The 25,938-nt window shown below is 55.0% G+C and carries 23 protein-coding genes, 2 tRNA genes and 1 other RNA gene; 6 read left to right on the top strand and 20 right to left on the bottom strand.

Features of this window, described 5'->3' with window-relative positions:
* Positions 1 to 67: 67 nt before the first annotated feature.
* Positions 68 to 141, top strand: a tRNA-Gly gene (locus LG373_RS03010).
* 70 nt (positions 142 to 211) lie between these two features.
* On the opposite strand, the gene LG373_RS03005 is transcribed toward LG373_RS03010, so the two are convergent.
* The 3 genes from LG373_RS03005 to LG373_RS02995 form a co-directional block, all read right to left on the bottom strand.
* Positions 212 to 775 (bottom strand): DUF4256 domain-containing protein, encoded by a 564-nt coding sequence (locus tag LG373_RS03005; protein ID WP_216529646.1) that lies wholly within the window; start codon positions 773 to 775, stop codon positions 212 to 214.
* A 761-nt stretch (positions 776 to 1,536) separates the two neighbouring features.
* Positions 1,537 to 3,711 (bottom strand): P-loop NTPase fold protein, encoded by a 2,175-nt coding sequence (locus LG373_RS03000; RefSeq protein WP_225748950.1) that lies wholly within the window; start codon positions 3,709 to 3,711, stop codon positions 1,537 to 1,539.
* A 542-nt stretch (positions 3,712 to 4,253) separates the two neighbouring features.
* Positions 4,254 to 4,835, bottom strand: coding sequence for a hypothetical protein (locus LG373_RS02995; protein ID WP_225748949.1), 582 nt, complete (start codon positions 4,833 to 4,835; stop codon positions 4,254 to 4,256).
* A gap of 137 nt (positions 4,836 to 4,972) precedes the next feature.
* Between LG373_RS02995 and LG373_RS02990 the strand changes: the two genes are divergently transcribed.
* Together LG373_RS02990 and LG373_RS02985 are read left to right on the top strand one after the other, a co-directional pair.
* On the top strand, positions 4,973 to 5,599 hold the full coding sequence (locus LG373_RS02990) for a hypothetical protein (protein WP_225748948.1): 627 nt from the start codon (positions 4,973 to 4,975) through the stop codon (positions 5,597 to 5,599).
* A complete protein-coding gene (locus tag LG373_RS02985; RefSeq protein WP_225748947.1) occupies positions 5,586 to 6,503 on the top strand; it encodes a nucleotidyl transferase AbiEii/AbiGii toxin family protein in 918 nt (305 codons plus the stop codon). The genes LG373_RS02990 and LG373_RS02985 overlap by 14 nt, the downstream gene beginning before the upstream one ends.
* Before the next feature lie 139 nt (positions 6,504 to 6,642).
* On the opposite strand, the gene LG373_RS02980 is transcribed toward LG373_RS02985, so the two are convergent.
* The 8 genes from LG373_RS02980 to murI form a co-directional block, all read right to left on the bottom strand.
* Positions 6,643 to 9,180 (bottom strand): DEAD/DEAH box helicase, encoded by a 2,538-nt coding sequence (locus tag LG373_RS02980; protein WP_225748946.1) that lies wholly within the window; start codon positions 9,178 to 9,180, stop codon positions 6,643 to 6,645.
* Positions 9,181 to 9,199: 19 nt separating this feature from the next.
* Positions 9,200 to 10,111, bottom strand: coding sequence for a DUF1837 domain-containing protein (locus LG373_RS02975; RefSeq protein ID WP_225748945.1), 912 nt, complete (start codon positions 10,109 to 10,111; stop codon positions 9,200 to 9,202).
* Positions 10,112 to 10,441: 330 nt separating this feature from the next.
* On the bottom strand, positions 10,442 to 10,930 hold the full coding sequence (locus tag LG373_RS12295; protein WP_225748992.1) for a tyrosine-type recombinase/integrase: 489 nt from the start codon (positions 10,928 to 10,930) through the stop codon (positions 10,442 to 10,444).
* 138 nt (positions 10,931 to 11,068) lie between these two features.
* Entirely contained in the window at positions 11,069 to 11,332 is a 264-nt protein-coding gene (locus LG373_RS02965) for a site-specific integrase (RefSeq protein WP_225748944.1), read from the bottom strand.
* A 525-nt stretch (positions 11,333 to 11,857) separates the two neighbouring features.
* Positions 11,858 to 11,934 (bottom strand) — tRNA-Pro (locus LG373_RS02960).
* A gap of 405 nt (positions 11,935 to 12,339) precedes the next feature.
* A complete protein-coding gene (locus tag LG373_RS02955; RefSeq protein WP_225748943.1) occupies positions 12,340 to 12,639 on the bottom strand; it encodes a type II toxin-antitoxin system Phd/YefM family antitoxin in 300 nt (99 codons plus the stop codon).
* A gap of 678 nt (positions 12,640 to 13,317) precedes the next feature.
* A complete protein-coding gene (gene rdgB, locus LG373_RS02950) occupies positions 13,318 to 13,920 on the bottom strand; it encodes an RdgB/HAM1 family non-canonical purine NTP pyrophosphatase (protein WP_225748942.1) in 603 nt (200 codons plus the stop codon).
* A 52-nt stretch (positions 13,921 to 13,972) separates the two neighbouring features.
* A complete protein-coding gene (gene murI, locus LG373_RS02945) occupies positions 13,973 to 14,890 on the bottom strand; it encodes a glutamate racemase (RefSeq protein WP_225748941.1) in 918 nt (305 codons plus the stop codon).
* Between the two features lie 116 nt (positions 14,891 to 15,006).
* Between murI and LG373_RS02940 the strand changes: the two genes are divergently transcribed.
* Together LG373_RS02940 and LG373_RS02935 are read left to right on the top strand one after the other, a co-directional pair.
* The gene (locus tag LG373_RS02940; RefSeq protein WP_225748940.1) at positions 15,007 to 15,945 is read left to right on the top strand and encodes an AEC family transporter; all 939 of its coding nucleotides are present in this window, start codon (positions 15,007 to 15,009) and stop codon (positions 15,943 to 15,945) included.
* 9 nt (positions 15,946 to 15,954) lie between these two features.
* Positions 15,955 to 16,440 (top strand): aminoacyl-tRNA deacylase, encoded by a 486-nt coding sequence (locus LG373_RS02935; RefSeq protein WP_225748939.1) that lies wholly within the window; start codon positions 15,955 to 15,957, stop codon positions 16,438 to 16,440.
* Between the two features lies 1 nt (position 16,441).
* On the opposite strand, the gene LG373_RS02930 is transcribed toward LG373_RS02935, so the two are convergent.
* The 9 genes from LG373_RS02930 to LG373_RS02890 form a co-directional block, all read right to left on the bottom strand.
* On the bottom strand, positions 16,442 to 18,112 hold the full coding sequence (locus LG373_RS02930; RefSeq protein ID WP_225748938.1) for a L,D-transpeptidase family protein: 1,671 nt from the start codon (positions 18,110 to 18,112) through the stop codon (positions 16,442 to 16,444).
* A gap of 302 nt (positions 18,113 to 18,414) precedes the next feature.
* Positions 18,415 to 18,783: a transfer-messenger RNA gene (ssrA, locus tag LG373_RS02925) on the bottom strand.
* A gap of 233 nt (positions 18,784 to 19,016) precedes the next feature.
* Entirely contained in the window at positions 19,017 to 19,676 is a 660-nt protein-coding gene (locus tag LG373_RS02920; protein WP_114567561.1) for a hypothetical protein, read from the bottom strand.
* Positions 19,677 to 19,726: 50 nt separating this feature from the next.
* Positions 19,727 to 20,191: an SsrA-binding protein SmpB gene (smpB, locus tag LG373_RS02915; RefSeq protein ID WP_114567562.1), complete on the bottom strand. Its 465-nt coding sequence runs from the start codon at positions 20,189 to 20,191 to the stop codon at positions 19,727 to 19,729.
* Positions 20,192 to 20,206: 15 nt separating this feature from the next.
* On the bottom strand, positions 20,207 to 21,358 hold the full coding sequence (locus LG373_RS02910; RefSeq protein WP_225748937.1) for a M42 family metallopeptidase: 1,152 nt from the start codon (positions 21,356 to 21,358) through the stop codon (positions 20,207 to 20,209).
* A 37-nt stretch (positions 21,359 to 21,395) separates the two neighbouring features.
* Positions 21,396 to 21,677, bottom strand: coding sequence for a hypothetical protein (locus tag LG373_RS02905; protein ID WP_114567564.1), 282 nt, complete (start codon positions 21,675 to 21,677; stop codon positions 21,396 to 21,398).
* Positions 21,678 to 21,797: 120 nt separating this feature from the next.
* Entirely contained in the window at positions 21,798 to 22,139 is a 342-nt protein-coding gene (locus tag LG373_RS02900; protein WP_225748936.1) for a GIY-YIG nuclease family protein, read from the bottom strand.
* Positions 22,140 to 22,146: 7 nt separating this feature from the next.
* Positions 22,147 to 22,602, bottom strand: a complete 456-nt coding sequence (locus LG373_RS02895) for a YhcH/YjgK/YiaL family protein (RefSeq protein ID WP_114567566.1) — start codon at positions 22,600 to 22,602, stop codon at positions 22,147 to 22,149.
* Positions 22,603 to 22,773: 171 nt separating this feature from the next.
* The gene (locus LG373_RS02890) at positions 22,774 to 23,826 is read right to left on the bottom strand and encodes a GNAT family N-acetyltransferase (RefSeq protein WP_225748935.1); all 1,053 of its coding nucleotides are present in this window, start codon (positions 23,824 to 23,826) and stop codon (positions 22,774 to 22,776) included.
* Between the two features lie 233 nt (positions 23,827 to 24,059).
* On the opposite strand from LG373_RS02890, the gene ade reads away from it, so the two are divergent.
* Positions 24,060 to 25,868, top strand: a complete 1,809-nt coding sequence (gene ade, locus LG373_RS02885; RefSeq protein WP_225748934.1) for an adenine deaminase — start codon at positions 24,060 to 24,062, stop codon at positions 25,866 to 25,868.
* The last annotated feature ends 70 nt before the right edge of the window (positions 25,869 to 25,938 follow it).

Here is a 25,938-nt window from a genome sequence, read left to right as displayed (position 1 = left end):
CCCTGGGATAATTTTGCGCGCATCGGAGAAACTTGCGGTACAATAGGCGCCGCGCTTAATGCGATATGCGGGTGTGGTTCAATGGTAGAACCTGAGCCTTCCAAGCTCATGACGCGGGTTCGATTCCCGTCACCCGCTCCACGAACGCTCAAGAAGCCCGATCATCGCGATCGGGCTTCTTTTTTCCTTCGCTTCCCTTGAGTCAGCAAGGCTACAATTCCAGCATTGCGCGGAACCCGCGCGCCGCATAGTAGGAATCGGCTCCGTTGTGAAACGTGAACACGCGGTTGTAACGACGGTCGCAGAACAGCGCGCCGCCTAAAGCGCGCACGTCGTCAGGAGTATCTATCCAGCTCGACGTCTTGAGGTCGAACGCACCGACCTCCTGCAAGCCCCGGTATTGAGCTTCGGTGAGAATCTTCGCGCCCATGGCATCCGCCACGCCAAGCGCGCTCCCTTGCGGCTTGTTGCGCTTGCGAGCTTGAAGCGCTGCGTCGTCGTAGCACAAGCCTCTTCTCCCGGCAGGACTTTCAGGCGAGCAGTCGAAGAACGCGAGCGCATCGCCAGCGGCTCGATCGCGCACGACGTCAGGTTGGCCGCCGGATGCCTCCATGGCCTGCAAGACGGCCAGCTTCCCGGGAGCCGCCGCAAGGCGAAGACGCACGTCGTCCCATGACGCATCAAGATGACGCTCGGGATGTTGTTCGAAACGGACGCGCAAGGTTGTCAGCAGATCGCCGAACTCACGATCAGCTTCGGAATGGACGGATTCCATCGCTATCGCCCCTTATCTAGTCTCATGCTCATTTGAAAACATGGTAGGACAAGAAGGCGCGCGCGGCGCACAGGACGCGAAACGGGAAGGAAACGGTTGCCGACGGCGTTTGCGCTTGTGACGAGAATGCCGAGATCTTGCAAGATTGCGAGCCACTTGCACAGACGCCGATCCGATTCAAAAAGAAAAATGGTCGGGATGACAGGATTCGAACCTGCGACATCCTGCTCCCAGCGCCACGTGAATAATCTCATTCTGAAGCGGCATTATAACGCCTGATGGTAGCCTGTGTGCATAGTAGTTGCGCCGACTCGCTCAATTTGCACCCATGCAATTTTTCCCAATCGGCGAGGCTCCCACCTGCGTAAATAACTTCTCAAAAATGAAACCTGAGCCATTTTTGGCTAGAGAGATGCTTTGCGATTTCGGTTACGAGTTTTGCAATCAGAGTTTAGCGATTTCTCCAGCATCTGCAAAATCTCGGCGCATCTTTTGCATCCCTGGCGTTGTTGGTTGATAGTATATTTTCGTATTCTTATTGAATTTACCGACAACACTAAGCATCGATATACACGCTATCAAAACCAAGGGCACGGCAGCAACGCAGACCATGACCACGTCGCTGCTCTAATCTATCGACTTCTATGTAATTGCTAAAATCAATTTGCGACTCAATTGAATTCTAGCTTGCAATGTTTATTGCAATTGGCCTTCCGAATAATCAACTCTCATCGTGATTGCTACTGTATGGTGACAGGTTCCTATTGGCCTTTGACCGCTGATACGTTCACTAATTTCCACTTTTCAATACGTTTTTCGGCTGCTGCTTTATCGATTCTATCTTCACCGAGGCCATAACACTTTCCCTCAACTCCAATCGAAAAAGCTGCGACGCGCTCAATTAGGCCAATTGGCAATTCCCAGAACGATTCTTGCAGCACTGTCTTCGAAATGCCATCCAGAATCTCTTCTTCAGAAATGTATTCTTTGAAGCTTTCGTCGACAGTCCAACCATATGTATGCCCACCATACCACGTGGATGTAAAAAGCTGAGCAATAAGTGCTTTGCCCATCGGCAAACCGACGGCTTCTCTCAAACACTTTTCATAAGACTCGGCATCGAATTTCTCCCACAGATACATAGAGATCCGAATGCCCTCTTTCGTTAGAACTAAAAGACCATCCATACCTTCTTTCATCGTAGAAGCAAGTTTTCTTTCGATGTATTCAAGGGTATCTTGGTCAACGAGCTGTTTATACGAACCACCTCCTTTCAAACCATATCTATCGAAAGCACGCTCTTGCTCGCTTATAAATGGGGCAATCGCGATGAGGCCATCGATGTCTAATTCGGTGATAGTGTTTTTTGCTAGCTGTGAAGCTCCATCAACTCCGATAACTTCCAGCATTGCGTTCAATAAATCAATTGTCCGCGAGTTTTCGGAATACAAGCCACCAATGTCACAGGTCTTTCCTATATAAAACAAGAAGGAGTGGAAAATAATGGATGCTCTTGAAGCGCCAATTTCGTCCGCTATGCCGAGAAACCCTTCCAATAGCTCGCCATAATTGCCTTTTTCGAATGAGTTTTCAATTATTCCGGTTATTGCCTCCTGATCGTATTCAAAAGCCATATTCATAATTTGCGAATGCGGAAAGGTGTACGCGTCAATGGCTCCCTTAAAATAGGCATCGAATATATCACCGTGAGCCAGCATTTTTTTCATACGAAGAGACTCTTCGGAAATGATCGCATGAGAGAGGCCAACCGTTTGCCCAAAAACGGGAAAAAGCTTCGCAAGCGACTTCACGACTGTTGTAGCTCTGGATTGATCGCTTCGGAGAAGGTTAGCAAATTCAGCCTCATACTCCTTTTTTAAACCTTCAGCTTTTTGGGGGACGTAGCCACCTCCACTCCTCCCGCATAGCACCCCTTTACTGGCGACGATCCAGGGGATCAGTTCCGGTACAAACGAGGTAAATGACGCAATTGCGGCTATATCAAGGGGAGATACTTTGTTTTTTGACCCGGACAGCTCAAACTCAAGGACGTTCTTATATCGCTTAAGATCGCGCATCGTTTCAACATACGGGAAAACGCAATAGCGCAGCAATTCCGCTCTCTCCATCATGAAAGACAGTTCTTTCTCTGACGAAACGTATCTCAAGAGATTGCCAAGTTCTTCACTCAGCAAATCAGCTACTTTATTTCGATTTATCTCAGGTATTCGAATTGGAACCTGAATCACTTTCTCAAGATATTCTGAGCCATTGCACCCTTGAATCACTGAAAGAGCATTTTCAACAATATCCTTATCATAAGAAAGAAGATAATTCACACTAGGAAAATCAGCAATAGATGCTACAAGCTGAAATATTAAACGAATTTGAGCGTCGGAAAGGCGATCAATATCATCAATAACAATCAGAATTTTCATCTCGTATGCCGACAGAAGACTCGAAACTCTTTCTTTTCTCTCCTCAATGCTGCCAAACCACCTGCTAGATTTTTCAGCTAATCGCCTAGACATCCACCCCGCAAACGCTTTCTCTTTACCGCCTTTAAGCGTTGTTGAGTAATCATCTAATGCTTTGCTTAGCTCTTTGAGCCTCCTTCCCTTGTAGTTCGTTTTCTTCAGCTTCTTGTCGATGTTTTCTTTTAATACCTGAAAGTACTCCGTAGTAAGATTCGCATCCTCAATTCGATTCCACGGGTAAAATTGAACGATAAGAATATCAGGATCGAAGGACCCAAGCTCCTCGACTACCATATTTATCACGGAGGTTTTTCCTGATCCCCACGCACCATGAAGCCCGAGCACTATTGATTCATCAGTTTGTATTTCGGAAATTGCCCCAGCTATTCTCTTTGCGAAAACGTCTCTTCCAAGAAGATCTTCGTAGATATTACCGATGGGTCGATCTGAGCTAAACATTTGTCTCCTATTTTAATCTACTAAAAGTTGGGAGTAGCGCAAGCCTTTATCCATTTAGGACATGCAACAGCTAGCGAGTTACTGGATCGCTTCCCATCGACTCCCCATTTCTATCTGCCACCACAACACCCATCATATCATCAAGCCGCTTGCACTCTTCCGCTCTTCAAGGGTGATCTTCGCGAGGACACAATGGAGCCTCTCGGGGCAATCACAGACCTAACGCAAAGATTTGCCGAGCAGAAGCAAATAGGAAAATAGGTATATTTATGATGAAATGACCTGAAAAGTCCACGAGGTTTTGTCAGAAAACAAGACGAAAAATCAGGGCGGAACTGCTCAACGCAACCCCACCCCGCAAAAAGCGTCCGAAACGCTTTTTATCTGCTTTCATTATTGCATACCGGAACCACAAGCTAGATAACTTCTTCGAGATGACAGCAAGAACTGTGAGAGAGATTGAATGGCGCGGTCGAAATGATGCAGAAAGGACCGACACGTCGATTCTGAATCTCACACATGCTGTCCGTTAAACGATTCGGCTATATTCCTGCCCTCAAGTCGCATCTGCACGGCATATGATAAGTGTTTACGCATAAACCTTGGCGATAGTATTCAAGCAAAATATCGTTGTCTGAAAAGTTGATTTCATAATAGACCCCTAATACATACCTGCAAACATGCTCAGGAAACGAATACCCGTCATAAACCCACACATCATCGTACGAGTCTTTCGTTAATGCCCTTAAGCGTTCGCGATCTTTATCCTTGTCTTCCGGATGACCTGAAGACTTCTTCATTTCCATAGCGATTAAATTGTCTTGTTCCGGATGGTGACCCCGACTATGCAGAATCAAGTCACAGGTGATTCGAACTACTCCACCATCCGCCCCTCGCATAGTTTTGCATATAGTCTTAAGATCCCCCTCATTGCGATTATATTCGACATCGGCATAGTATCCGCTATATGCCCCATTCCGTGATATTAGCTCATGAATACATATCATGAGCGCACCGCATAATGTACGCTCCGACACTTCCACCTCGAATAGGTCTTGGTTAGCAAACAAAAAATCTTTGTTTGCCTGCTCGAATAGGGCTACCATTTCCTCAAACGTTTTCACAAGCTCCCCTCCTGTTTTCCCTGATTATTCCATTGCAGAGTAAATAAGCAGAGTCTCATCTGCGTGGATCCTTGGACATTCTTGTAGTATATTACTATTTGGTTGTAGAATTCACTATCACATGTTATCATCGCGGCATGGAAGACTTCGTCAACATACTCACACAAACTTTCGGAACGGACCGTCCCATCCTCCTCGACGAGATCAGGGATACCTTCCCGGAGATACCCGAGGCGACACTCTACCGTCATCTTCGCAGCGCCGTCGCCTCTTCGAGGCTGACAAAGCCCCGCAAGGGTGTCTACTACATCCCCACCAAGACGCGGTTCGGCCCGTCGACGATCAGCGATACAAAGATACTCGAAAAGAAATACCTGACGGACGGCGGCGAGGTGTATGGCTACGTCACCGGCCTGGCTCTCGAGAACCAGCTCGGCATCTCCAACCAGGTTCCCGGTACGCTCGAGATTGTCACCAACCGCGAGTCCACCCGCTCACGCAGGATAGAGCCGCACGGAGGCTACCGGGAGATCACCCTGCGCCGCCCAAGGATCCCCGTGACCGCCGAAAACGTCGAGGCGCTGCAGCTGCTCGACATCTTGACCTACGCGCCCGTTGACAGCCTCGCCTCGGACGAACTCGCACGCCTCAAGGAGTTCGCCTCGAAGGTGGACAGGCGAAAGCTGGTCGAATGCGCGAGATGCTATCCAGGTAAAACAGCCTTAAGACTCCTCGAAAGCGAGGCGAACGGTGTACTTGCATGAAAACCAGGAGGATTGGGGCGAACTCGTCGCGAGGGCGGCAAAACGGTACGCTCTCGCAGAAGCATTCGTCGTCAAGGACTACTTCATATACCTGGCATTGAAGCTCATCACGCGCGAGAACCCAGAGATCGTCTTCAAGGGAGGAACCTGCCTCTCCAAATGCCACAACGCCATATCGCGGTTTTCAGAGGATGTCGACCTCGGCCTGGAAGTCGAACACGCGACCGAAGGGCAACGCAAGCGCATGAAAGCCGCGGTCACGCACGCCGTCGAGGAGATGGGACTCGCCATCGAAAACCTCGACGAAACCCGCAGCCGCCGAGAATTCAACAAGTACCTCATTCCCCTTCCCTCGACAGGAATCGGATTCAGCAGCGACACTCTGATAATCGAGACAGCGGTCATGACCCCCGCATCCCCGGCAGTTGCCAAAACAGTTGACAGCTATCTCTACCGTCTTTGCATCGACGAAGGCTTCCACGATATTGTCTCGGAATATGAGCTCGAGCCATTCAAGCTCATAACGAACTCTATCGAACGCACCTTCGTCGACAAGGTGTTCGCCCTATGCGACTACTACATGGCAGGTCCAATCCCGCCCCGGCAGTCGAGGCACATCTACGACCTCTACAAGCTGTCGTCCATCATATCCTTCGACGAAACGCTCGCCGCCCTTTTCGATACGGTACGCCAACAGCGTAAGAGTGCGCACGGATGCCCCTCCGCGCAAGATGACGTAGATGTCCCACTCGTCCTCGAAGCCATCATCAAAGATGATGCGTATCGCAACGATTACAGGGACATCACTGCTCCCCTACTCTTCGAGGACGTCCCTTACGAGGAAGCGGCTATACCCCTTCAAGCAATAGCGAAATTCATGCGAAGTCATGCAACATCAGGGTAATTCAATCTCGTAAAACAATCGAGCAATTCCGACACGAATGAAGTAGCAAGTTTTTTCCTACACTCCGCTCCAACAAGGAGACTCAACACCTCTACAGGATACGGTCACACATGCAGGCCTGCGCAAACCCGTATATACACTATTGCAAAGTGGATAGTTGGATGCGAATCCAATATGGAATTTGCGCAATCTCTTTACGAATTGCACCTTTGATGTCTTCGTAAAGAGATTCGGAGGTGCCATCAAGCCTATTAAGGTAGTTTTCCGTAAGATATATCGAAGTCTCTCTAGGAATCCCTATTTCAATGAGTTTTCTTGTAACGGGCCTATATGCTCCGGATTCAATGAAAGTTAGGAATACCGACTCTTGCGCACGGAGGTCATAAATTGGCCTTAAAAGAACAGGCAGATCGAAAGCCACTGCATTCTGCAGAAGTGATATAGCGTCGTCAATATACTCGGGGTTGGTGTTGTAGTAATTTGTATCTAGTATTTTCTTCAGCGGCTTCTCACCAGCCCAGCTTACTGTCAGCGAACATAGTATAGATAACATTATATCGTTATGGTATCTACTTGGTATTCTATCAATGAAAAAGCTGGAGTATCGATCATTGTTTCTCAGATAACCAAGAAGCTGCTCCAACATCTTAGCATTGTTTCTATCACCAACCCTTGTAGGAACGGGAGGCAAATCTTGATCTTTATGCAAAGCGTCTAGCACAAGAGGATCCCAGTACCGATTTTTTGCACATATTTCCCGTGAAACCCCTATACCGCGTAGTGACTTGAGTGTATTTTCAAAATCCTCTTTCGGAAGATCAATCCCAATGGCGGAAAGCCTTCGCGCACCATCGCGGCCATACTTAAGAAGTGTTTGTCTCACATGTATCACAATATGCCTGTATGACTTCTCTAGACTATACGAGGGAGACTCGTTCGCGAGAGCCGCGACAATCTCTTTTTCATGTACCTTATAAGCGCCTTCATATGAAGAATCGAGCTCCTTGTATGTGTTTTCAAAAAGAGACTCCTGTTTATACTCTTCAGAGTTTTTCAGGAACTCATTTTCATCTAAAACGTAAGTGCGCCCAATAAAGTCTTTTAGCAACCTTCCAGCACGCCCGCGCAAGTTAGCCATCTCGTAGCTAGATAATTCCACCGAATTTTCTTTCTTGCTGATATATAAATGAGGGTTTCGAATAACTATATTTTGAGTGGGCAAGTTAACACCTTGCATTAATGTTGTTGTGCTGGAAACATTTTTTAGAATTCTCTCTCCTATAGCTTTCTCAATAACTTTTCGAGCATGATCAGGTAGAGCACCGTGATGGTAAGCAACCCCGTGATTAATAATTTCAGCCAAAATATAGTTGGAGTGAACCGTTTCTTTAAGATAGCTAGATAGGGTAGAGCAGCTTTTATCCTCTTCAAAAGCCTGCGCAATAGCAACAGCGGTTTTACGTGCTTGGTTCTTTGTCGGAGCAAAAATTATGTTCTGAGAATCGCGTCCCAAATTTTGTATCAACGATGTCAAGTATTCAAGAAATGCATCATCATAGCGCTTGCCTCCGTGTCCAACTATCTGGGAAGAATTAGCAATCAACTCCTTTCTGGGTGTTTCTAGAAGGGAGCAATACTGCTTAAAGTAAAAACTGTTTCCGATTTTCTCAATACTATATGTGATATTGAGAACAGGGCTTATTTCCGTTGAAATCGACAGCCTGTCTTCTTCGCCAAAGAGGTTCATGCCAAGTGTGTCGATCCCAGAAATGCGAGGTCCTGACAAGACAATTTTTTCTACACTAGGTGAAAATCTAAATTCGAGAATAGCGTCTAACAATATTTTTGAACGCATTTCTGAACTTCCTGCGGACACTCTTTCAATATTTTGGATTTCGTCAACTATAAGCACAAACGGCTTGTCAAAAGGTGCTTCTCTCATAGAGAATGCAGAAATTGCTCGCTCCTGCGTGAGCACGAATATTTGAGGCATTGCATCGGTTTTTAGTTCTGCATTGTAAGAATTGAATACTTCATAATCAAAATAATCTAACTGGCAGAATATATCGATAAAATCCTCAGTAACCTGATTAACTAGACTGAGTGTCGGCACAATATATACAATATCATTTTGCCCTTCGATCACCGCTTTTGCGCATTTCAATAAAAGGACAAAGGACTTCCCAGCAGAAGTTGGAGCAGATACCCCGACGAGTTTTTTGGTTTCCATCGATTCCCATATTTGTCGCTGATAATCGGTTAACAAAAACGAACGCTCATTAACCTCGACTTCATACTTCAACTGATTTGCAGTAGCACCCCACTGGAAGAGAATACTACTGAGCGGCTCAAACTTATGGTCATCTTTAAATGTGGGGTCAAGGATGATGCTTGATGGCGCGTATCCAATTCTTGAAAGCAAGACAATCAAGATATCTCTAAGTCCTGAATACTCGCTACGTGAATGTTCCCAAAGTAAAGCTGAGATAGCAATAAAACAATTCTTCGAAACTTCGTCGGTACATACAGAAAGGCGATTCAACACGCAAACCGCTTGATTCAGATCATCTTGCTCAAGAGTAACGTCACTAGATCCCATCAGTTTCAATTTTTTAGCAACATCATTCATGTCAATAGCTAGTAGCTTAAGCAGGGTTGCTTCTGTTTCGATATCCATGATAACTAACCCGAATTCTTCATTTCATTATGAGAGAGGCAAATTCATCTAGCAATTTGTCAAACTCCCATATAGGGAAAACAATGTATGTAATCCTGTTAAGAATCATATTTTCTCCTATTTTGATTTTGTTGTTATCAAAACCAACAAATCTATCTCGTATTATGGTCTCAATACATCTCTTTATATCAGCTTCGCACTCACCGGTTATTTCTTTAGTTTCATTGTAGGCAACAATTGATACAAGGTTCATTTTTGTATTTTTGAGGGTTCCGCGAACAAGTTGATCGACTACGGTTTGCAGTTCGGGCTCAATAAAGTCCTCATAAAGATATGAACGCAACTCCGTATCAAGGCTAGCATATGTACCTAAAATACTGGTAAGCGCATCTTCGAAAGCAACATTAAACTTATAGGGGCTTTTATAGCTTTTTGCTTCCCCAAGGTAAAAGGCGTGAGTGTCGCCAGATTTTTTATAGTGAATTGCATCTGCACCGAATCGTTCGTGCATAGCATCTGTAGCAATGGGCATCTTTCTGAGTACAGGTACAGCGGACATGAACCGCTGAATACAATTCGAAAGCAATAGTTCTCCAAATTGCCCATTAAGAAGGTTTGCGTTTTCGGACTTTCTAAATTTACTATGAGTACTCCGCACTAATTCCGCAGAAGCACTTCCAATCGATCTGCCCTCTTTTATTAGCTGTTGATATATAGCCTCTTGTTTGGCCTTCCCATAAACCCAGTCAACGGCAGTGTTAACCAATTCACAGATAAACCCCCTACGTTGGGGAGAAATATCCGTATAATTCACAGCCATTCCAAAATGTTTACTAGCCGGAACAATGTCAAATTCCTGCTCAATCACATGGAGATGGTTAAAAAGACTATCATTTCTTAGAAGCAGATTTTGGATGTCAATAGGATCCATGTGTTCCTCTATTTATGTGCAGTATAATCATGTAATTTTGTATTATAGCAGTTCACGACTTTCCAATAAAGTTTTAAGAACATAATGTCTCATCAGCACTTCTATCCCAAAATCTCAAATGACGAAAATGGAGCATCTTACAGAAAACGCGCTGCAGCGAGACGCAAGATATATATATGCATCAAGCACAACACGTCATACAAATTCCGGGACTAAACGACATCATAGAAAACAGAGCCGCCTGCACGCATTGCGTAATCAACCCGCAATCGGTGATTATCGGAAGATCCTTCGGTCGTTCAGTGATCCGTCCAGGTGTCCCTTGGATTATTACACCGCATGATCTCGTAGCTTGCTCGAGGAAACGTACGTGTATATCTGCATGGCCTTAAGTGAGCTGCGGCAGAGTTGGGTTTGTATGCGACGGATGTCGACGTCGTCCTCGAGGGCTATCGTGGCAAACATGCGCCTGAACATGTAGAAGAAGTCACGTGCGAAGAAACGCCGGTCAGAGAGGCGAGACCATTCACAACATTTCTGGCCGACTGCTCCGAGAGCCAAACTCCGAACCGATTGACGAAAAGAGACCTTCCTCCTTCGCCGATGACACCGACCTCGGAGAGGGGCACATGGAGCGCCACAGTGTACGACGGGAAGGCGACCAGAGTGATACTGCTCTCGATCCCGCTCCTTCGACCCTTTCCCCTTGATCAGGAGACTTTTACTCCGGGCATCGAAATCGCATTCGTCGAGGGAACAGAGCTCCGATACGCGGATACCGGCCGCGATGAGGAGCTCGGCGATCATCTTATTGCGCATGCGAATGCAGCCTTGAAGCCCCTCCCCTACTTGGCATCTTCCGCCGACGACGAGCGCCAAATCGTCCAAGGGGATAGTTCTTGGAAGTCTCTTCGGCTCTTTCATCCTGATCTCCACCAGGCTAAACGGATCCTTCAATCAATCCTTCAAATGCAGATGGGATGAGAATGTCCTAATTGAAGCGATCTTGCGCTTGGCGCTTCTTGGCGCGTACTTGTCGCTCATGAAAGCGACGTAGCCGAGGATGCCCTGATCGTCGAACGCCATCTCGTTTTCTTGGAGCCACTTCGCAAATTGAAGGAGGTCGCACCGGTAAGCCTTCAGCGTCTTGTCATTCAGCCTCCTGACCCGTCTGCAGTAGTCGAGGTAGCCATTTGCGCTTTCCATCAGATCATCCATCATGCCTCGCTTTCATCGAATCGTCGTGAAAGCGATTTTGGCATGGAGGCGAGGTTGGACGGGGGTCCCTCAGCACATTCGTTCCAAATGCGCCTGATTGCTCGTTGAATCGATCATTGAAACGCAAGAAAAAATCGAGGCGGAACTGCTCATCGCAACTCCGCCTCGTAAAAACGTCCGAAACGCTTTTTTTATCCACTCCCATTATTGCATATCAGAACTACAAATCAGCCGGCTTCTTCACAGGTTCGAGCGAAGGTCAGATAACTTCGTTTGATTGATACCGGGATCCGAATGTTCGCTCACTTCGACTCGAACCTCGAGAGAAGAAAGCATGCGTCTCCTTGCCGGAGGCCCTGCAACCTTCGGCTGAGGCGAAGTTGTGAGATCGTTATCACCGCCGCAACTTCGTGCACGCGATCGTTGTGAACCACGTCAAAACCTTGAAAAGAATTCGACAATAAAAGACTGTAGGTGCAGTTGAAGTGAATCAGAGAAGGACTGACACGTCGTCCAATAGGTGTCTCATGGTCGGGGCGGCCGGATTCGAACCGACGACTTTCTGCTCCCAAAGCAGACGCGCTACCAAGCTGCGCCACGCCCCGACAGAGTGCAACAGCGGCTATTATAGCAGAAGTGTCTCGCCCACATGTTAAAGACAAAATCAGAATCTACCGTCAAGAATCTTCGGTGTCACACATGGAGAGAGCGCTAGGCCGATGGGAGCTATCGATTAACCGAATATTACGCCGCGCATTAACGCAAGTTACATTCACTATTCGAGATCTCGTGACATCACGAGGCTCGCGTAATCCTGCGTTCGGCGGAACATGTGAGCACCACTACGCGGTCATCCCGAAGGGCGTACGAGAGGATGCCCTTGTTCGCAAAGAAGAAAGCCTGGTAGCCCAACGAGGCCAGCTCCGGCATGCGGGACAATGCGTGCAGGAGCGGGTTGTCGCACGCAATATCAAGGGTAGTCGTTTTGGGCGCCCCGGAGGATAATGTACTCATAAGCCATATTCGCTGCGCATCCTGCTCGTGAACTCCTTGCCGTCGACGAAATCGCCGGAAGCGTACTCGGCTTCGGCCCGAGATAACCTCGACAGCAACCGCGCTTGGGCCAATTTAACCTGCATAGCCTCGTAGTCCTCGCTGCGCATCATGACGAACGCATCGTAGCCGTTCCTCGTCACCGTGACGGGGGCTGAAGACTCCTCCACCAGTGTCGTGAACGCGGCCGTGTTCTTCATATCCCGAATAGGCACGCATCTCGATACGCGATGTAGCTCTCCCTGAATCTGGGACATTTCAAACCCCCTTCGTTTCGTAGCCCAATTATGCCACGGATACTCAAACGGAAATACAGACACATGGACTTGGTCCCGCAGCATCAACACATCCGCCGAGCGATACTGAAGAGGCAGTTTTAGAATAGACCCACGACGCGCCTACGCCTTCTTGGATAGAGAGACGATGGCGGTGGATGCCCCGCTTTCGTATGCGACAGGGAACGGATTGGATCGATACGGCGTAAGCTTACGAGCTGATCGACTGCAGAACCAACTCACGGCAAAGAAGAACGCTATTGTCTCACACGCCAATTTCGGGTTGATTTTCGCCTCTGATTCTGTATGCACGAAATCTATATATACGATTGCAAAAAAGTTTTACATGCCACGATGTAATCGCAGATGTAATCATTTTAAAAGAAGCATCTGAGCCATTTTTGAGGTTTTGTGCGCAATACGAAATTTTGACGGCAATCTGAGCAGGCGTTATTCGTCAGAAATCAGAGAGCACCAACCTGCGGCGGTTTTCTCCCAAAGCAGGCGCGCTACCAGGCTGCGCCACATCCCGACGTTCGGCTTGACGAAAGCCTATACATGATAAACGAACCGCATGATAATGGCAAACGCAAAGACGGCAAACGCCGGAGGGCAGCTCGAACGGCCCCGTACGACGTACGGCGCTTCAGCGAGCGGTTGCTAGCGCTTCGCCTCCAGCTTCGATCGCAGCTCGCGCAGGGCATTGCCGCGATGAGACACCGCGTTCTTCTCTTCGGGAAGCGCCTCGGCAAGCGTACGGCCATCCGCGAACACGTCCGGCAGGAACAGCGGGTCGTACCCGAAGCCGTTGCTCCCCCGCTCCTCATGCCCGATCCGGCCCTCCACGGTACCTCGCGCCACCGTCTCCGAACCGTCTTCGTCGATCAGCACGAGCGTGCATATGAATCGCGCCGTGCGGTCGCGATCGGGCACGTCCGCAAGCGCTGAGAGAAGCTTGGCGTTGTTGTCGGCATCGGTGGCGTCTTCGCCTGCGTAACGAGCCGAGTACACGCCGGGCGCGCCGTCGAGCGCATCGACCTCAAGACCGGAATCGTCGGCCAAAACGGCCTTCCCGCCGCTCGCTTCGTGCGCCGCGCGCGCCTTGATGCGCGCGTTGCCCAAAAACGTATCGGCATCTTCTGCAGGGTCGGATTGGATCCCCAGCTGACGCAGCGTGCCGAACTCCCAACCGGGAAAGTCCAGCGCCTCGGCGATCTCCTGAGCTTTATGAGCATTGTTGCTTGCGATGACAACCGTTTTCATGCGATGCCTTTCGTCTCTTTCATGCCAGCGGCCTGTAGCTGACGCAAAATGCCTAGGAGCACGGGGGAAAGTCCACGCGCCCGGCGGCGTCGATAGGATTGCGAAACACCCGGCTGCCGAACGTGCGGAACTCTTCGGCATCCTCTCCGGTAGTGTAGAACTCGTAGCGCGGCACATGGTCGCACGAAGCAAGGGCTCCGCGTCGACCGAGTATCTGCGTCACGTCGTTCGCGGCTTCCTTAGCCGACGAGATGAGCGTGACATCGCGCCCCACCACGCCGCCTATCAGCGCTTTCAGCAACGGAAAATGTGTGCAGCCAAGCACCAACGTGTCGATATCGCATCGACGGAGCGGCTCGAGATACTCCTTCGCGATTTCCTGAAACGCCGGGCGAATGTAGACCTTCGACGCAAGCGAGGTGTAGTTTTCAATGGGTCCCTCGGCCATGCGAATGCCCTGCTCGGCAATCTCGACGAAACGGGGCGTAGCCGTCGAGAACACGGTGATCCCCGCGTCGATATGGCGGATGGCGTCGGTGTACGCGTTCGAGTCCACCGTCGCCTTCGTTGCAATTACCCCGACCCGGCGACTCTTCGTAGCGTGAACCGCCGCACGAGCCCCAGGTTCCACCACGCCGATGACCGGCACGGGAAACGTCTTTTGAGCATGAGCCAAACCGGCAGCCGTCGCCGTATTGCACGCGATGACGATGAGCTTGACGCCGCGCTCCACCAGCCAGCCGCCGATCTGCTGCACGAATCCGTCAACCTCGGACAACGAGCGAGGCCCGTAGGGACAGCGAGCCGAATCTCCCAGGTACGTGATAGACTCGTGCGGAAGGGCCTTCGCGATCTCGCGCGCAACGGTAAGCCCGCCAAAGCCTGAATCGAACACGCCGATCGGCGCGTTGTCGTAAGGAATGCGCAATCCGCTCTCGCGCGACTCGGTAGATGTTCGAAGATCGTCCATGCATCCAAGTATACCGCAGGCTCGGTTCATGCACCGAATCGGCACCGGGCTGCCATAGTTTCTGCTAATCTTGCAGCTGCCCTAAAATCCGAACGAACCCCCGAAGAAAGAAGCCCATGAGCTTTCAAGCTATCGAATACCAGATGATCGTGCTGTTTTTAGCCATGGCGCTTGGATTCGTCGCGCGCAAGCTGCACGTCATGAGCGAGGAATCGGACAAGATGCTCTCGCGCCTGGTACTGACCATCACCCTTCCATGCACGATCCTGGCATCCGTCCTCACGCGCGACAGCCTGCCCGATCCCGCCACTATCGGAACCATCCTTTTGTTCTCGTGCCTCGCGTTCGCGCTGGTCCTTGCCATCGCCTTTGCCGTGCCGCTTCTGTTCGGGCTCAATCCCTCGAAACGCGGAACGTACAGCTTCATGCTGGCGTTCGGCAACACCGGCTTTCTGGGATACCCGGTGCTCGAAGCGGTTTTCGGCCGCGAGGCGGTTCTTTACGGAGCGATATTCAACATCCCTTTCAACATTTTGGTGTTTACCGTAGGCGTTATGATGCTCTCCCAATCCGAGCGAAGCCTGAAAGAACAGGTGCGCGAAGGCGCGCGCAACCTGATCAGCCCCAGTCTGATCGCATGCCTTGCAACCATGGCGCTCGCGCTTTTGAACGTGACGGACATCGGCGTGTTCGGCGAAGCCATCGACACCATGGGCTCGATGACCACGCCGGCGGCGCTGCTCATCATTGGATCGAGCCTGGCAACCGTGCCTGTAAAAACAATGGTCACGCACTTCAGAACCTACATCATGGCGGCGTTTCGCCTGCTGATCATTCCCGTATGCATCTGGCTTGCGTTCAGTCCCTTCGTTGCCGACCCGCTGCTGCTCGGCGTGCTGGTCGTGGTGAACGGAATGCCCGTGGCGACGAACGGCACCATCCTATGCCTGCGCTACGGAGGAGATCTGAACACCATCATACGCGGAACGTTCGTGACGACCGCGCTTTCGCTTGTAACCATCCCCGTTCTTGCCGCTTTGGTGGGCGGCGTGTAGGAGCGAACCATGTCCAAGCAACACGAAACGAAAACCAACGCCGTACGCGAACTGGAAGCAGCCCATGCCGACTTCGAAGCGCGCTTCTTCGACTGCCCCGAGGCCCTGTCGGGCGTCGAGGTGGCGCAGCTTCTGGGACTCAACCAGGACCGCGTGTTCAAAACCCTGGTCACGCAGGGAAAATCGGGGGAACACTACGTGTTCATGATACCCGTGGCCTGCGAACTCGATCTCAAGAAGGCAGCGGCGGCCGTGAACGAGAAAGCCGTAGCCATGATCAAAGCGCGCGAGCTTTTGCCGCTCACAGGCTACGTGCACGGAGGCTGCTCTCCCGTGGGCATGAAAAAGCAGTTCGTCACGACCATCGACGAAACAGCCGAGCTGTTCGAGCGCATCGCCTTTTCCGGAGGGCGTATCGGATGCCAGGTGGAAATGCCGCTTTCCGAACTGGCGCGCATGATGCCGCTTGGCATAGCGGATCTGACCGTGGTATAGCCTACCAGTGGCTAACCACCACGTCACCCGGCTGAATGATGCCGTACAAAGTCGCAGCAGACGAAGGCGGCAGGTTCACGCAACCGTGGCTTCCGCCGCCGTCCTGGTACCTTGTACCGCCGAAATACGGCTGCCAATCGGCATCGTGCATGCCGATCACGTTGCCGACGAACGGCATCCAGTACTGCACGGTGGACTCGTACTTCGAACCGTCCAGGTTCGTTCCCTTCAACACCGACGGAGAGGCCTTCGAGTTGAGCACGTACACGCCCGTGGGGGTATTGTGCGCGCCGTTAGGCGTGCCGCTCACGCACGGGGCCTCCCAGATCAGCGCGCCCGAAGCATCGTAGAAGCGAACGTACTGCTCGGACAGGTCGATGTCGCAGTACCGAGCGCCCCAGTCCTGGGCGCCAGCGCCATTGAACGCCGTGCCCGAAGAGAACGTGGGAACCTCCGCGCTCTGCACGCTTCCTGCAGCGACCGCCTCTTTCACCATGGCAAGAAGCGCATCGCGATCGACGTCCCATCCGTAAGGCCCGCCCTGGACGGTAATCACCTTGCCGTCGGGCCGCGTGTACGTACGCGCCGTGCCCACGGTGTCGCACGCGGCAACCACCCCGTCGACCCACGCGGTAAGAGCCTCTTCGTTCAACGTAGCGTTCACGTCTTCGCCGAGCACGACCCACTGAGAAACAAGGTCGGGATTAACAGCGCCCACCTGGGTTCCGCCCATAGTGAGCGTGAGGTTCGCCTTGATCATGGTGTTGGCCGAATCGGCCGCAGCTTTCAGTCGCTGATCGGAGGAGAGGACGGTCGGCTTCTTCAGATGGTCGGCCGTCAGCTTGGCCGTGGGGTCGAGCGCTACCAACGCCTCGTCAGCCGCCCGCACAACCGCATCGGCATCAAGGGCGGTTCCGGGGACCTCTGCTTTCACGACGAATGCGCCTACGGATTCATCGTAGGCAACCGTGGCATCCGTTGGCGGCGTAGCGGTTTCGTTGAACGTTTCCACAGCCTTACGTACGGCCTGCTCAAGGCCGGATTCGTTGAAGCTTGCAACCAATTTGTCGGTAGCATCGTGCGCGCGCGCCAGCTCAAGGGGCCACGCCCACGGGTTGACGTCCGCATGAGCTTGCTGGACGATCTTTTCGGAATCAAGCGACAGGCCGGCATCGGCAGCCGTCAACTTCAACGTGAACCCTTGCCCGGTCACGGTAAGCTTGTAATCCTCGACGGAGGATGCCAGAGAACGCTCGGCATCCGCGGAGGACATGAGCGACACGTCCACGTTGCCAATGGCGGAGTTCGGCATGAATCGATCGAAGAAGTACACCGACCCGCCGATGTATGCAGCAGCCGCCAGCGCCACGATCACGCCCAGCACGATGGCGAGCACCTTCAACGGCCTGCGCCGCCGACGAGGAACGGCCATCGCATCCGCAGAGAGCGTATGGAGCGAGTCGGGAGACGCGTACACCTGCTCGGAAGCGTACATCAACGGATAGTCCTCCGCCTTCGAAGCGGAAGCGGGCGGCATGGCGGCCGTCGCATCGGGAGCCGAAGAATCGGAGGGAACAGGAGAAACTACCTGCTCGGAATCGGTATCGTTCGGACGCTGCGCGCCAGCGGCATGACGGCCGTGCGCAGCCTTGTTATATTTCTTGTCGCTCATAATCTCTCTCATGAGGTCGGGGCGTCGCATTATTGTAGCAAGCAAAAGCTGCTTTTTCTGTAACAAAACGGCAGCAGCTACAACTAACGAGCCGTTCGGCGGCAGCGCGGAAGTCCCGGGGTTGGGCGCGAATCAGGGGCGTTTCCACGCGCTGGGTTGCCACCGACGCGTCCGAACCCGGGCTTCCGCTTGCCTGCGCACGCTTGAAGCAACAGCCCAACGAGCCTGCTCGCCCCATGCGAACCTGAAACAAAAAAGCCGCCCGATCTGCGATTTCGCACGATCTGGCGGCTTGCTTGTCTTGGTGGAGGCGCGGAGAATCGAACTCCGGTCCATACTACATAATCCATGAGGCTCTACAAGCTTAGTCGTTGGTCGGATTTCGGACGGGCGCGGTCCATCGACAAACGTAGCCCAACCTAGCCGGTTCGATCTTTGCTTGAGCCATACCGGCTACGTGCTCAAGCGCATTCCCCTTAGTTGATGCCGGACCGAGAGTCGGGGAAATCCCAAGGCCGACAGCCAGGTGCGATTAAGCAGCCATGGCGAGCGCCGGAGCGCTCTGAGTGTTGTTCTTGCCAATTAAATTGACGGTACCCCTGTTTAACGTGGCGAGGAGACCACGACCTGCTCCTCATTTCAAACGTACCATGTCGAAACCAGTCGCCCCCCTTGCATAAGGCAAGGCCGTTCGCCTGCTCGGCGAAACGTCCAGGGTCGATAAGCCCCACCTTGTCAAAGTTCACGCGACGACATCGCCTACCGGCGTATCGGAATGCCGGAGCGTCAGATGCATCGCGAACGTTCATTCTATCCGGTGATCCCGGTTTGTCAAGCGAAGGGCCTCCGAGCGCTTCCCCGAAGACCCTTCAGCTAGGCAACTAGGCAGTTCGGCAAGCAGCCGCTACTTCTTCAAAAGCGAGCTGAAATCAAGGGCGCTCTTGATGTCGTCGAACGCACCTTTCAACTCAGCCGCAACGGCGATGCCGTCCTTGTAGATGGCGTTGACGTCCTCGGTCGCCTGAGCAACGCCTTCCTTCGTGATGCCCAGGTCGAATTCGTTGTCCTCCTCGGCACCCTCTTCTTCGTCCTCGTCGTCTTCGACGTACAGGTACTCGGCCTCCTCGCCGTCCTCCATGAGCACGAAGCCGATGCGATTGCCCTCGTCGTCTTCGATATAGCGGACGATATCGTCCTCGTCCAGCTCGAGCTCCACCAATTCGTACCCGTCGTCTTCATCGGAAGGCTCGTCGATGAACTCCTCGTCATCGTCGCCCACGATATGAAAACCCTCCTCGGACAGATCGACTCCGGTCTTCTGCTCGACGACTGCCGCCAGGCCGCCGTCGTCGCCATCGGGGCTGGTCTCCCCTTCGCCGTCGGGCCCTTCTTCGGCGAAGAAGTCCTCGTACGCCTCCTCGAGGTTCGCTTCGTCGTCGCGCGGATCGAACTCTTCGTCGTCTTGGAATTCCTCGACGTCTTCGATCTCGGTTTGCTGATCGATCAGCTCGGCCTCCGTTTCGGCGCCGGCTTCCATGCTCTCCAGCTGTTCGTCCAAGCCCATGATGGCCTCCTTTTCCACTTCGTCGACCGGCGCGAGGCGCGGCTCGGCATCTAACGGTTGCGCTCCTTCAGTGCTCGCTCCACCTCGCGGCGAGAATCGCGGGCAGCCATGCTGGCTCGCTTGTCGTAGAGCTTCTTGCCGCGCGCGACCGCCAGCTCCACCTTCACGAGCGAATTCTCCTTGAAGTACATCTTAAGGGGCACGATGGCCATGCCCTTTTCCTTCACCTGCTCTTGCAGCTGGCGAATCTCCTTCTTATGGAGCAGCAGCTTGCGCTTGCGGTCCGGATCCACGTTCGCGATGTTGCCGTGCGTGTAGGGAGGAATGTGCACGTTGTGCAGCCACACCTCCCCGTTGCGGACGAGCGCGAAGCAATCCGTCAGCTGACAGTGGTTCTCGCGCAGCGAGCGCACTTCGGTGCCCGTCAGCTCGATGCCGGCCTCCAGCGTTTCGAGGATCTCGTACTCGTGGAACGCCTTGCGATTCTTGGCTATGGTCTGCGCTTCGCGTTTCATGAGCGTGCTACTCTCCTACTCCGCAGCGGCTTCGCGAAGCGCGTCGGCCGCAACGTCGGAGTCCGCCGGGTCCTGCGCGTCGCTCGCATAGCCGCCCATGCCCGGCACGAAGCTTGCGTCCTCGTCCAGATCCAGCGCGAAGCGAACCAGCAAGCGCACCGTGGCGTCCAGGTCGGACAGGCACACCACCTCGGTGGGCGTGTGCATGTAGCGCAGCGGCACGGACACGAGGCCCGTGGGGATGCCGCCGCGCGTCACCTGGATGGCGCGCGCATCGGTGCCGGTCACCGCAGGCTCGGCCTCGATCTGGTACGGAATGCCCTCGGCCTTCGCCGCAGCCACCAAACGCTCGAACACTTCGGGGTTGATGTTGGGGCCACGCGCAATGACGGGGCCTTCGCCGCACACGATCTTGCCGTACTTGGTCTTTTCGATGCCGGGGTAATCGGTGGCATGAGTGACGTCGAAGGCGATGGCCACGTCCGGGTTCTCGCCGTATGCGGACGTGGTTGCCCCGCGCACGCCGATCTCCTCCTGCACCGTGGCGGCCGCGATGAAGTCGCCTTGCGCACGGCCTGCCTTGGCCAGCTTCTCGAGCACGCGCGTGACCACCCACACGCCCGCCTTGTCGTCGAACGCGCGCGACACGGCCATGTTGCTGCCGAAGCGCTCGAAGCCCACGCCGAACGTGATGACGTCGCCCACGCGCACGAGCTTCTTCACGCGCTTGGCCGGCATGCCCAGGTCGATGACCAGCTGATCGATCGGCGTCACGTTCTTGCGCTCGTCGGCCTTGATCAGGTGGATGGGCTTGCGCCCCACCACGCCGCGCAGAGGCTCGATCGAGTTGGAGGCGTGCACGTCCACGCGCAAGCCGGGCAGGATGGCCGCGTCGACGCCGCCAACGGCAGACACCGACAGAAAGCCGTCGTCGGAAACGTAGGTAACCATAAGGCCGATCTCGTCCATGTGGGCGGCCAGCATGAGCGACGGACCCAGCCCGCGCCCGAACAGCCGCGCATGGACCGAGCCCATGACGTCGGTCTGAATCTCGTCCGCCGTGTCGGCAAGGCGCTCGCGGACAACCTTGGCCACCGCGATCTCGCTTCCGGTGGGCGACGGGGTTTCCAAAAGCCGCTTGAGGTATTTCACCTGGTTTTTCTTCATGATGCTCCTTATGAGACGATGCCGCTTTCGCGCGCGGCTACCACCATTCCTTCTTCTTCGCGCGTTTGCGCTCGGGCTTCGGCGCTCGGAAATCGAGTTCCAGCTGCTCGTCGCAGGCCACCGTGGTGGCTTTCTTGCGCTCGACCTTCACGATGCTCCACGACACGGCGTCTTTTCCGTACAGCTCGAGCATCTTCAGGCGCGCATCGCGCTGGTTGCCCTTGGTTCCCGCACGGGACTCGCTCTCGAATTCGAACAGGCCCTTCGCTCGAGCGTCGGAAGCGACGGGGGAAGAGTAATGGGCGATGTAGGTTTGCATATCCGTCCTTCTTGCAATGCTTGGTGCTTGTGAGCAATCTTACCATGAGCCGCACCGCTCGCGATGACGAGCGCGGGACTTCGAAGAACCGTCACGCCCTTGACACCGGACGACCCGAAATCAGGAGCCGTCGGCCTCCCCTTCATGGAAGGCATCGGGCAGAGCAGCACGAAGCACCTGGTCGAACGGCTCTTGAAAAGCCCGTCGAACCAGGCGCTCCTTTTGGGGTCGAGATAGGCGCTTGAAGCGGTACTCCGCGCTCATGGCCTCGCGCTTCGTTGCGAACGCGGCCTGCGCGACAAGGCGAACCGGCAGACGGGAGCGCGTGTACTTCGCCCCCTTGCCCGCGTTGTGCGTGCGCACGCGCTCGGCCACGTCAACCGTGTAGCCCGTGTACCACGTGCCGTCCGCGCATTCGATCACGTACAGGTAGTGGGCGGCGTCCGTCGAATCGGCCTGCACGGCGACGCTAGACCCGCACCTTCACGACGATCTTGCGCACATGCTTCGCCGCGCCGAACGAGCACCCGGGCTTATGCCCGTCTTCGGGGGCGAACACGGCAATCTGGCCCGCGCGCAGCACGATGCTGCTGCACCCCGGAGGCGTGCCGTACACGCCGAAGTCGGAATCTTCGTCGAACGAGCCGATCTCGATCATGCCTTCGAGCGGCGCGTACTGAATCAGCTCCTCGCCCGAAACCACGAACTGCACGTCGTAGTAGCGGCGATGGGCTTCCATGCGCTTGTCCGGCGCGGGAACGGTCTCGTACTCCTGCACGTTCGCGAACACGTCGTCGCCGTCGATGTCGACGCGTCCGAGCGGCAACGCGGCCAAGTCGTCGCGCGAGAGGAACTCGTAGGCTTTCCGGAAGCGTTCGGCCAGATAGTCGTTCTGCGCAGCATGCGCGAGCGGGGTAACGAGCATGGGTGTCCTTTCATAGCGGCTCGCGGCAACGCCGTGCTGTGGGCGCGCCGCTTCGTTCGGCATTGTTCGTGCAGCAGTATACACCTTGCCGCCGCCAACGGCGCCCGGCCCGCAAGCCCTGCGGCGCCGCATGCGCGAGCCCGCGAGCCGCACGCAGCAGGCCGCCCGGTCTCACGCCCGTTCGGCGCGCCAATCCTCCCTGGCCAAACAGTACAGCAGCAGGTCCTGAAGCATCCCGTCATGAGAAGGCTCCGCCGCATGCAGCACGCTCTCGCGCGAGAACCCGCACTTCTCGATGACCCGCCGGGAGCGATCGTTGAACGGGTAGCAGGTGCACGAGACGAGCAGCAGGCCCAGCTCGTCGAAGCCGTAACGGATCATCTCGCGTGCGGCTTCCGTCACGTAGCCGCGCCCCCACGCGCGCTTCGCCAACGCATAGCCCAGCATGAGGCAGTCGACGTTGCGCCGCTGAGGGTCGCGGATAAGGCCGATCGAGCCGATGCACGGCCCGCATGCACCGTCCTCGAAACGCTCGAATATGCCGAACACGTGCGGTGCCGAAGCGATCTCTTCCACGAAGAAGCGCGCATCCTCGCGCGTGCGATGCGGCGCCCATCCGGCGTCCGGCCCTATGGCGGGATCGCTGCAGTACGCGAACACGTCGTCGATGTCCGCCTCGGTAAGCGGGCGCAGCACAAGGCGCTCGGTTTGGAGCGCAGGGCACTGCGCGGACGACGACGCGAGCACGGCGGGCAGCGCGCCCGGATCGCGAGCGACACTGGCGGCGACGCACGCCCGTAGCTGGTTCTCGTCGAGCACGCGAATGCCCTCGGCGCGCAACGCCCGCGCAGCCACGCCGTACCCGGCAACGAGCGTGCCGGTGAACGTCCCGTCGTAGATAAGGCCGTTGCCGCAGGAGGGGCTTTTCGACTTCAGCACCGCAAGTTGGCAGCCTTGGGCGCGCACGCAATCGACCACGCTCTGCGCTCCGGCAAGAAACGCGTCGGTTCCGTCTGTGCCTTGACGGTCCACCACGCGCAGCGCGCGCTGTTCAGCCACGATCTCGAACGCCGGATGCGGCACGCTCAAACCGCCCGCAACCTCGGGGCACACGGGCGTCACCTCGTGGAAATCGCGCAAGGCCAGTACGTCCGCGCATGGCTTGGAGGCGCCGTCGAACCGGCACGGGGCGCCCAGCAAACACGCGCTCGCCGCTATCTTCATGAAGCACCGTCCGTTCCGTCGACTCTTTCACCGCCCCGTTTCCTTCTGCATTGTACCATCGGGCCGCGCGCGAACGGCACCAGCCGGGCGCACGGAGCTCGGCAAGGCCCGGCACGCTTGCGCTTTCCGATTGAAGACCCGGGAAGCACCCTCGACGATCCGGCCGGCAAGGCAGATAATGACCGTACCAGTCCGTGCGCCGCATGGCGCCGTCCCGTCGAAGGAGCTCCGGTATGATCAACAACTTCTGCAAGAAACCGCTCTGGGAATGCTCGAAGACGCTCGCTGCCGTTGCGCAAGGGCAAAAGCCGGCCGACGTCGTGATTCGAGACGCCAAGCTGGTGAACGTTTGCACCGCGGAGATCCAGGAAGGCATCGACGTGGCCATCGCGCAAGGGCGCATCGCCTACCTGGGAAGCGCCGAACACTGCATCGGCGAAAGCACGCAGGTCATCGACGCGCAAGGACAGTACATCGCGCCCGGATTCCTAGACGGGCACATCCACGTGGAATCGTCGATGATGGGCGTGGGCGAATACGCGCGCGCCGTCGTTCCCCACGGCACCACGGGCATCTACATGGATCCGCACGAGATCTGCAACGTGCTGGGACTCGACGGCGTGAAGGTGATGGACGAGGACGCCCATCGCACGCCGCTCAAAACCATGATCACCACCCCGTCGTGCGTGCCCGCGGTCCCCGGCTTCGAGGACACCGGCTCGTTCGTCGGCCCCGAAGACGTTGCCGAGACCATGAGCTGGCCGAGCGTCGTCGGGCTGGGCGAGATGATGAACTTCCCCGGCATCCTGGGCGGCACCGATCACGCGCACGGCGAAGTGGGAGCCACACTGGAAGCCGGCAAGATCGTGACCGGCCACTACTCCATGCCCGAAACCGACCGAGGACTGAACGCCTACATCGCCTCGGGCGTGCGCTGCTGCCACGAATCGACGCGCGCCGAAGACGCACTGGCCAAGATGCGCTTCGGCATGTACGCGATGCTGCGCTACGGATCCGCCTGGAAAGACCTGCCGGTGCTGGCCGAAGCCGTGACCGGCAACGACATCGACACGCGCTACGCAGTGCTCGTAAGCGACGACACGCATCCTCACACCCTGGTGGCCGACGGGCACCTCGACCACATCGTGCGCACGGCGGTCGAGCTGGGCATCGACCCCGTCACCGCCATCCAGATGGTCACCATCAACTGCGCCCAGTGCTTCCAGATGGATCACGACCTGGGTTCCATCGCGCCGGGCAAGTGCGCCGACATCGTGTTCCTGGACAACCTGGAAGACCTGCGCGTCACGCGCGTCCTGATCGACGGCGACGTTGTCGCCGAAGACGGCAAGCCGACGTTCGACCTGGAGCCGTTCGTGTTCCCCGCATGGGTAACGCACTCCATGCACCTGGGGCTCGACATCACGCCCGAGACGTTCGCCGTGCCGGTGCCCGAAGGAGCGTCGAACACGGCTGCGCGCATCCGCACCATCGAAGTCATACCGGGAAAGGTGGGAACGTTCGAAACGCACGTGGACCTGCCGGTGATCGAAGGGCTTCTGGAGTCCGACACCGGGCTCGACGTGCTCAAGACGTTTGTATTCGAGCGGCACCACGAAACCGGCACGTTCGGCTACGGCTTCGTGAAGGGCTTCGGCATCAAGCGCGGAGCCATGGCGTCCACGGTGGCGCATGACGCGCACAACCTGCTGGTAGTCGGCACGAACGACGACGACATGGCGCTGGCCGCGAACACGCTGGCTTCCTGCGGAGGCGGCATGGTGGTTGTAGCCGACGGCGAGATCCTAGGCTTGGTGGAACTGCCCATCGCCGGCCTCATGGACGCGCTTCCCGCCGAAGAGCTGAGCGCGAAGGTGCATGCGCTGGAAGGCGCCTGGGAAAAGATCGGCTGCACGATGCCCTCGCCGTTCATGACCATGGCGCTCATCCCCCTGGCCTGTCTGCCCGAGCTGCGCCTGACGAACCGAGGGCTGGTCGACTGCACCACGTTCCAGTTCGCAAGCCTGCTGGCCGCGCAGTAAACCCGATCGCAAGAAAGCCCGGCACGCCGAAGTGGCCGGGCTTTCTCTTTTTTATTGGGAAGCAAAAGGC

The organism is Paraeggerthella sp. Marseille-Q4926 (assembly GCF_916618935.1).
GTDB classification, from domain to species: domain Bacteria; phylum Actinomycetota; class Coriobacteriia; order Coriobacteriales; family Eggerthellaceae; genus Paraeggerthella; species Paraeggerthella hominis.
This window is presented reverse-complemented; position numbering and strand designations above follow the sequence as displayed.

Excerpts from the sequence above, each read along its gene's own strand:
- LG373_RS12295 (WP_225748992.1), bottom strand. The coding sequence starts at position 10,930 with ATGCGCAATAAGATGATCGCCGAGCTCCTCATCGCGGCCGGTATCCGC.
- LG373_RS02910 (WP_225748937.1), bottom strand. The coding sequence starts at position 21,358 with ATGAAGAAAAACCAGGTGAAATACCTCAAGCGGCTTTTGGAAACCCCG.
- LG373_RS02890 (WP_225748935.1), bottom strand. The coding sequence starts at position 23,826 with ATGAAGATAGCGGCGAGCGCGTGTTTGCTGGGCGCCCCGTGCCGGTTC.
- smpB (WP_114567562.1), bottom strand. The coding sequence starts at position 20,191 with ATGAAACGCGAAGCGCAGACCATAGCCAAGAATCGCAAGGCGTTCCAC.
- LG373_RS02955 (WP_225748943.1), bottom strand. The coding sequence starts at position 12,639 with ATGTCCCAGATTCAGGGAGAGCTACATCGCGTATCGAGATGCGTGCCT.
- LG373_RS03005 (WP_216529646.1), bottom strand. The coding sequence starts at position 775 with ATGGAATCCGTCCATTCCGAAGCTGATCGTGAGTTCGGCGATCTGCTG.
- ade (WP_225748934.1), top strand. The coding sequence starts at position 24,060 with ATGATCAACAACTTCTGCAAGAAACCGCTCTGGGAATGCTCGAAGACG.
- LG373_RS02940 (WP_225748940.1), top strand. The coding sequence starts at position 15,007 with ATGAGCTTTCAAGCTATCGAATACCAGATGATCGTGCTGTTTTTAGCC.
- LG373_RS02905 (WP_114567564.1), bottom strand. The coding sequence starts at position 21,677 with ATGCAAACCTACATCGCCCATTACTCTTCCCCCGTCGCTTCCGACGCT.
- murI (WP_225748941.1), bottom strand. The coding sequence starts at position 14,890 with ATGGACGATCTTCGAACATCTACCGAGTCGCGCGAGAGCGGATTGCGC.
- LG373_RS02895 (WP_114567566.1), bottom strand. The coding sequence starts at position 22,602 with ATGCTCGTTACCCCGCTCGCGCATGCTGCGCAGAACGACTATCTGGCC.
- LG373_RS02935 (WP_225748939.1), top strand. The coding sequence starts at position 15,955 with ATGTCCAAGCAACACGAAACGAAAACCAACGCCGTACGCGAACTGGAA.
- LG373_RS03000 (WP_225748950.1), bottom strand. The coding sequence starts at position 3,711 with ATGTTTAGCTCAGATCGACCCATCGGTAATATCTACGAAGATCTTCTT.
- LG373_RS02920 (WP_114567561.1), bottom strand. The coding sequence starts at position 19,676 with ATGGGCTTGGACGAACAGCTGGAGAGCATGGAAGCCGGCGCCGAAACG.
- LG373_RS02990 (WP_225748948.1), top strand. The coding sequence starts at position 4,973 with ATGGAAGACTTCGTCAACATACTCACACAAACTTTCGGAACGGACCGT.
- LG373_RS02980 (WP_225748946.1), bottom strand. The coding sequence starts at position 9,180 with ATGGATATCGAAACAGAAGCAACCCTGCTTAAGCTACTAGCTATTGAC.
- LG373_RS02965 (WP_225748944.1), bottom strand. The coding sequence starts at position 11,332 with ATGATGGATGATCTGATGGAAAGCGCAAATGGCTACCTCGACTACTGC.
- LG373_RS02975 (WP_225748945.1), bottom strand. The coding sequence starts at position 10,111 with ATGGATCCTATTGACATCCAAAATCTGCTTCTAAGAAATGATAGTCTT.
- rdgB (WP_225748942.1), bottom strand. The coding sequence starts at position 13,920 with ATGAAAACGGTTGTCATCGCAAGCAACAATGCTCATAAAGCTCAGGAG.
- LG373_RS02930 (WP_225748938.1), bottom strand. The coding sequence starts at position 18,112 with ATGAGCGACAAGAAATATAACAAGGCTGCGCACGGCCGTCATGCCGCT.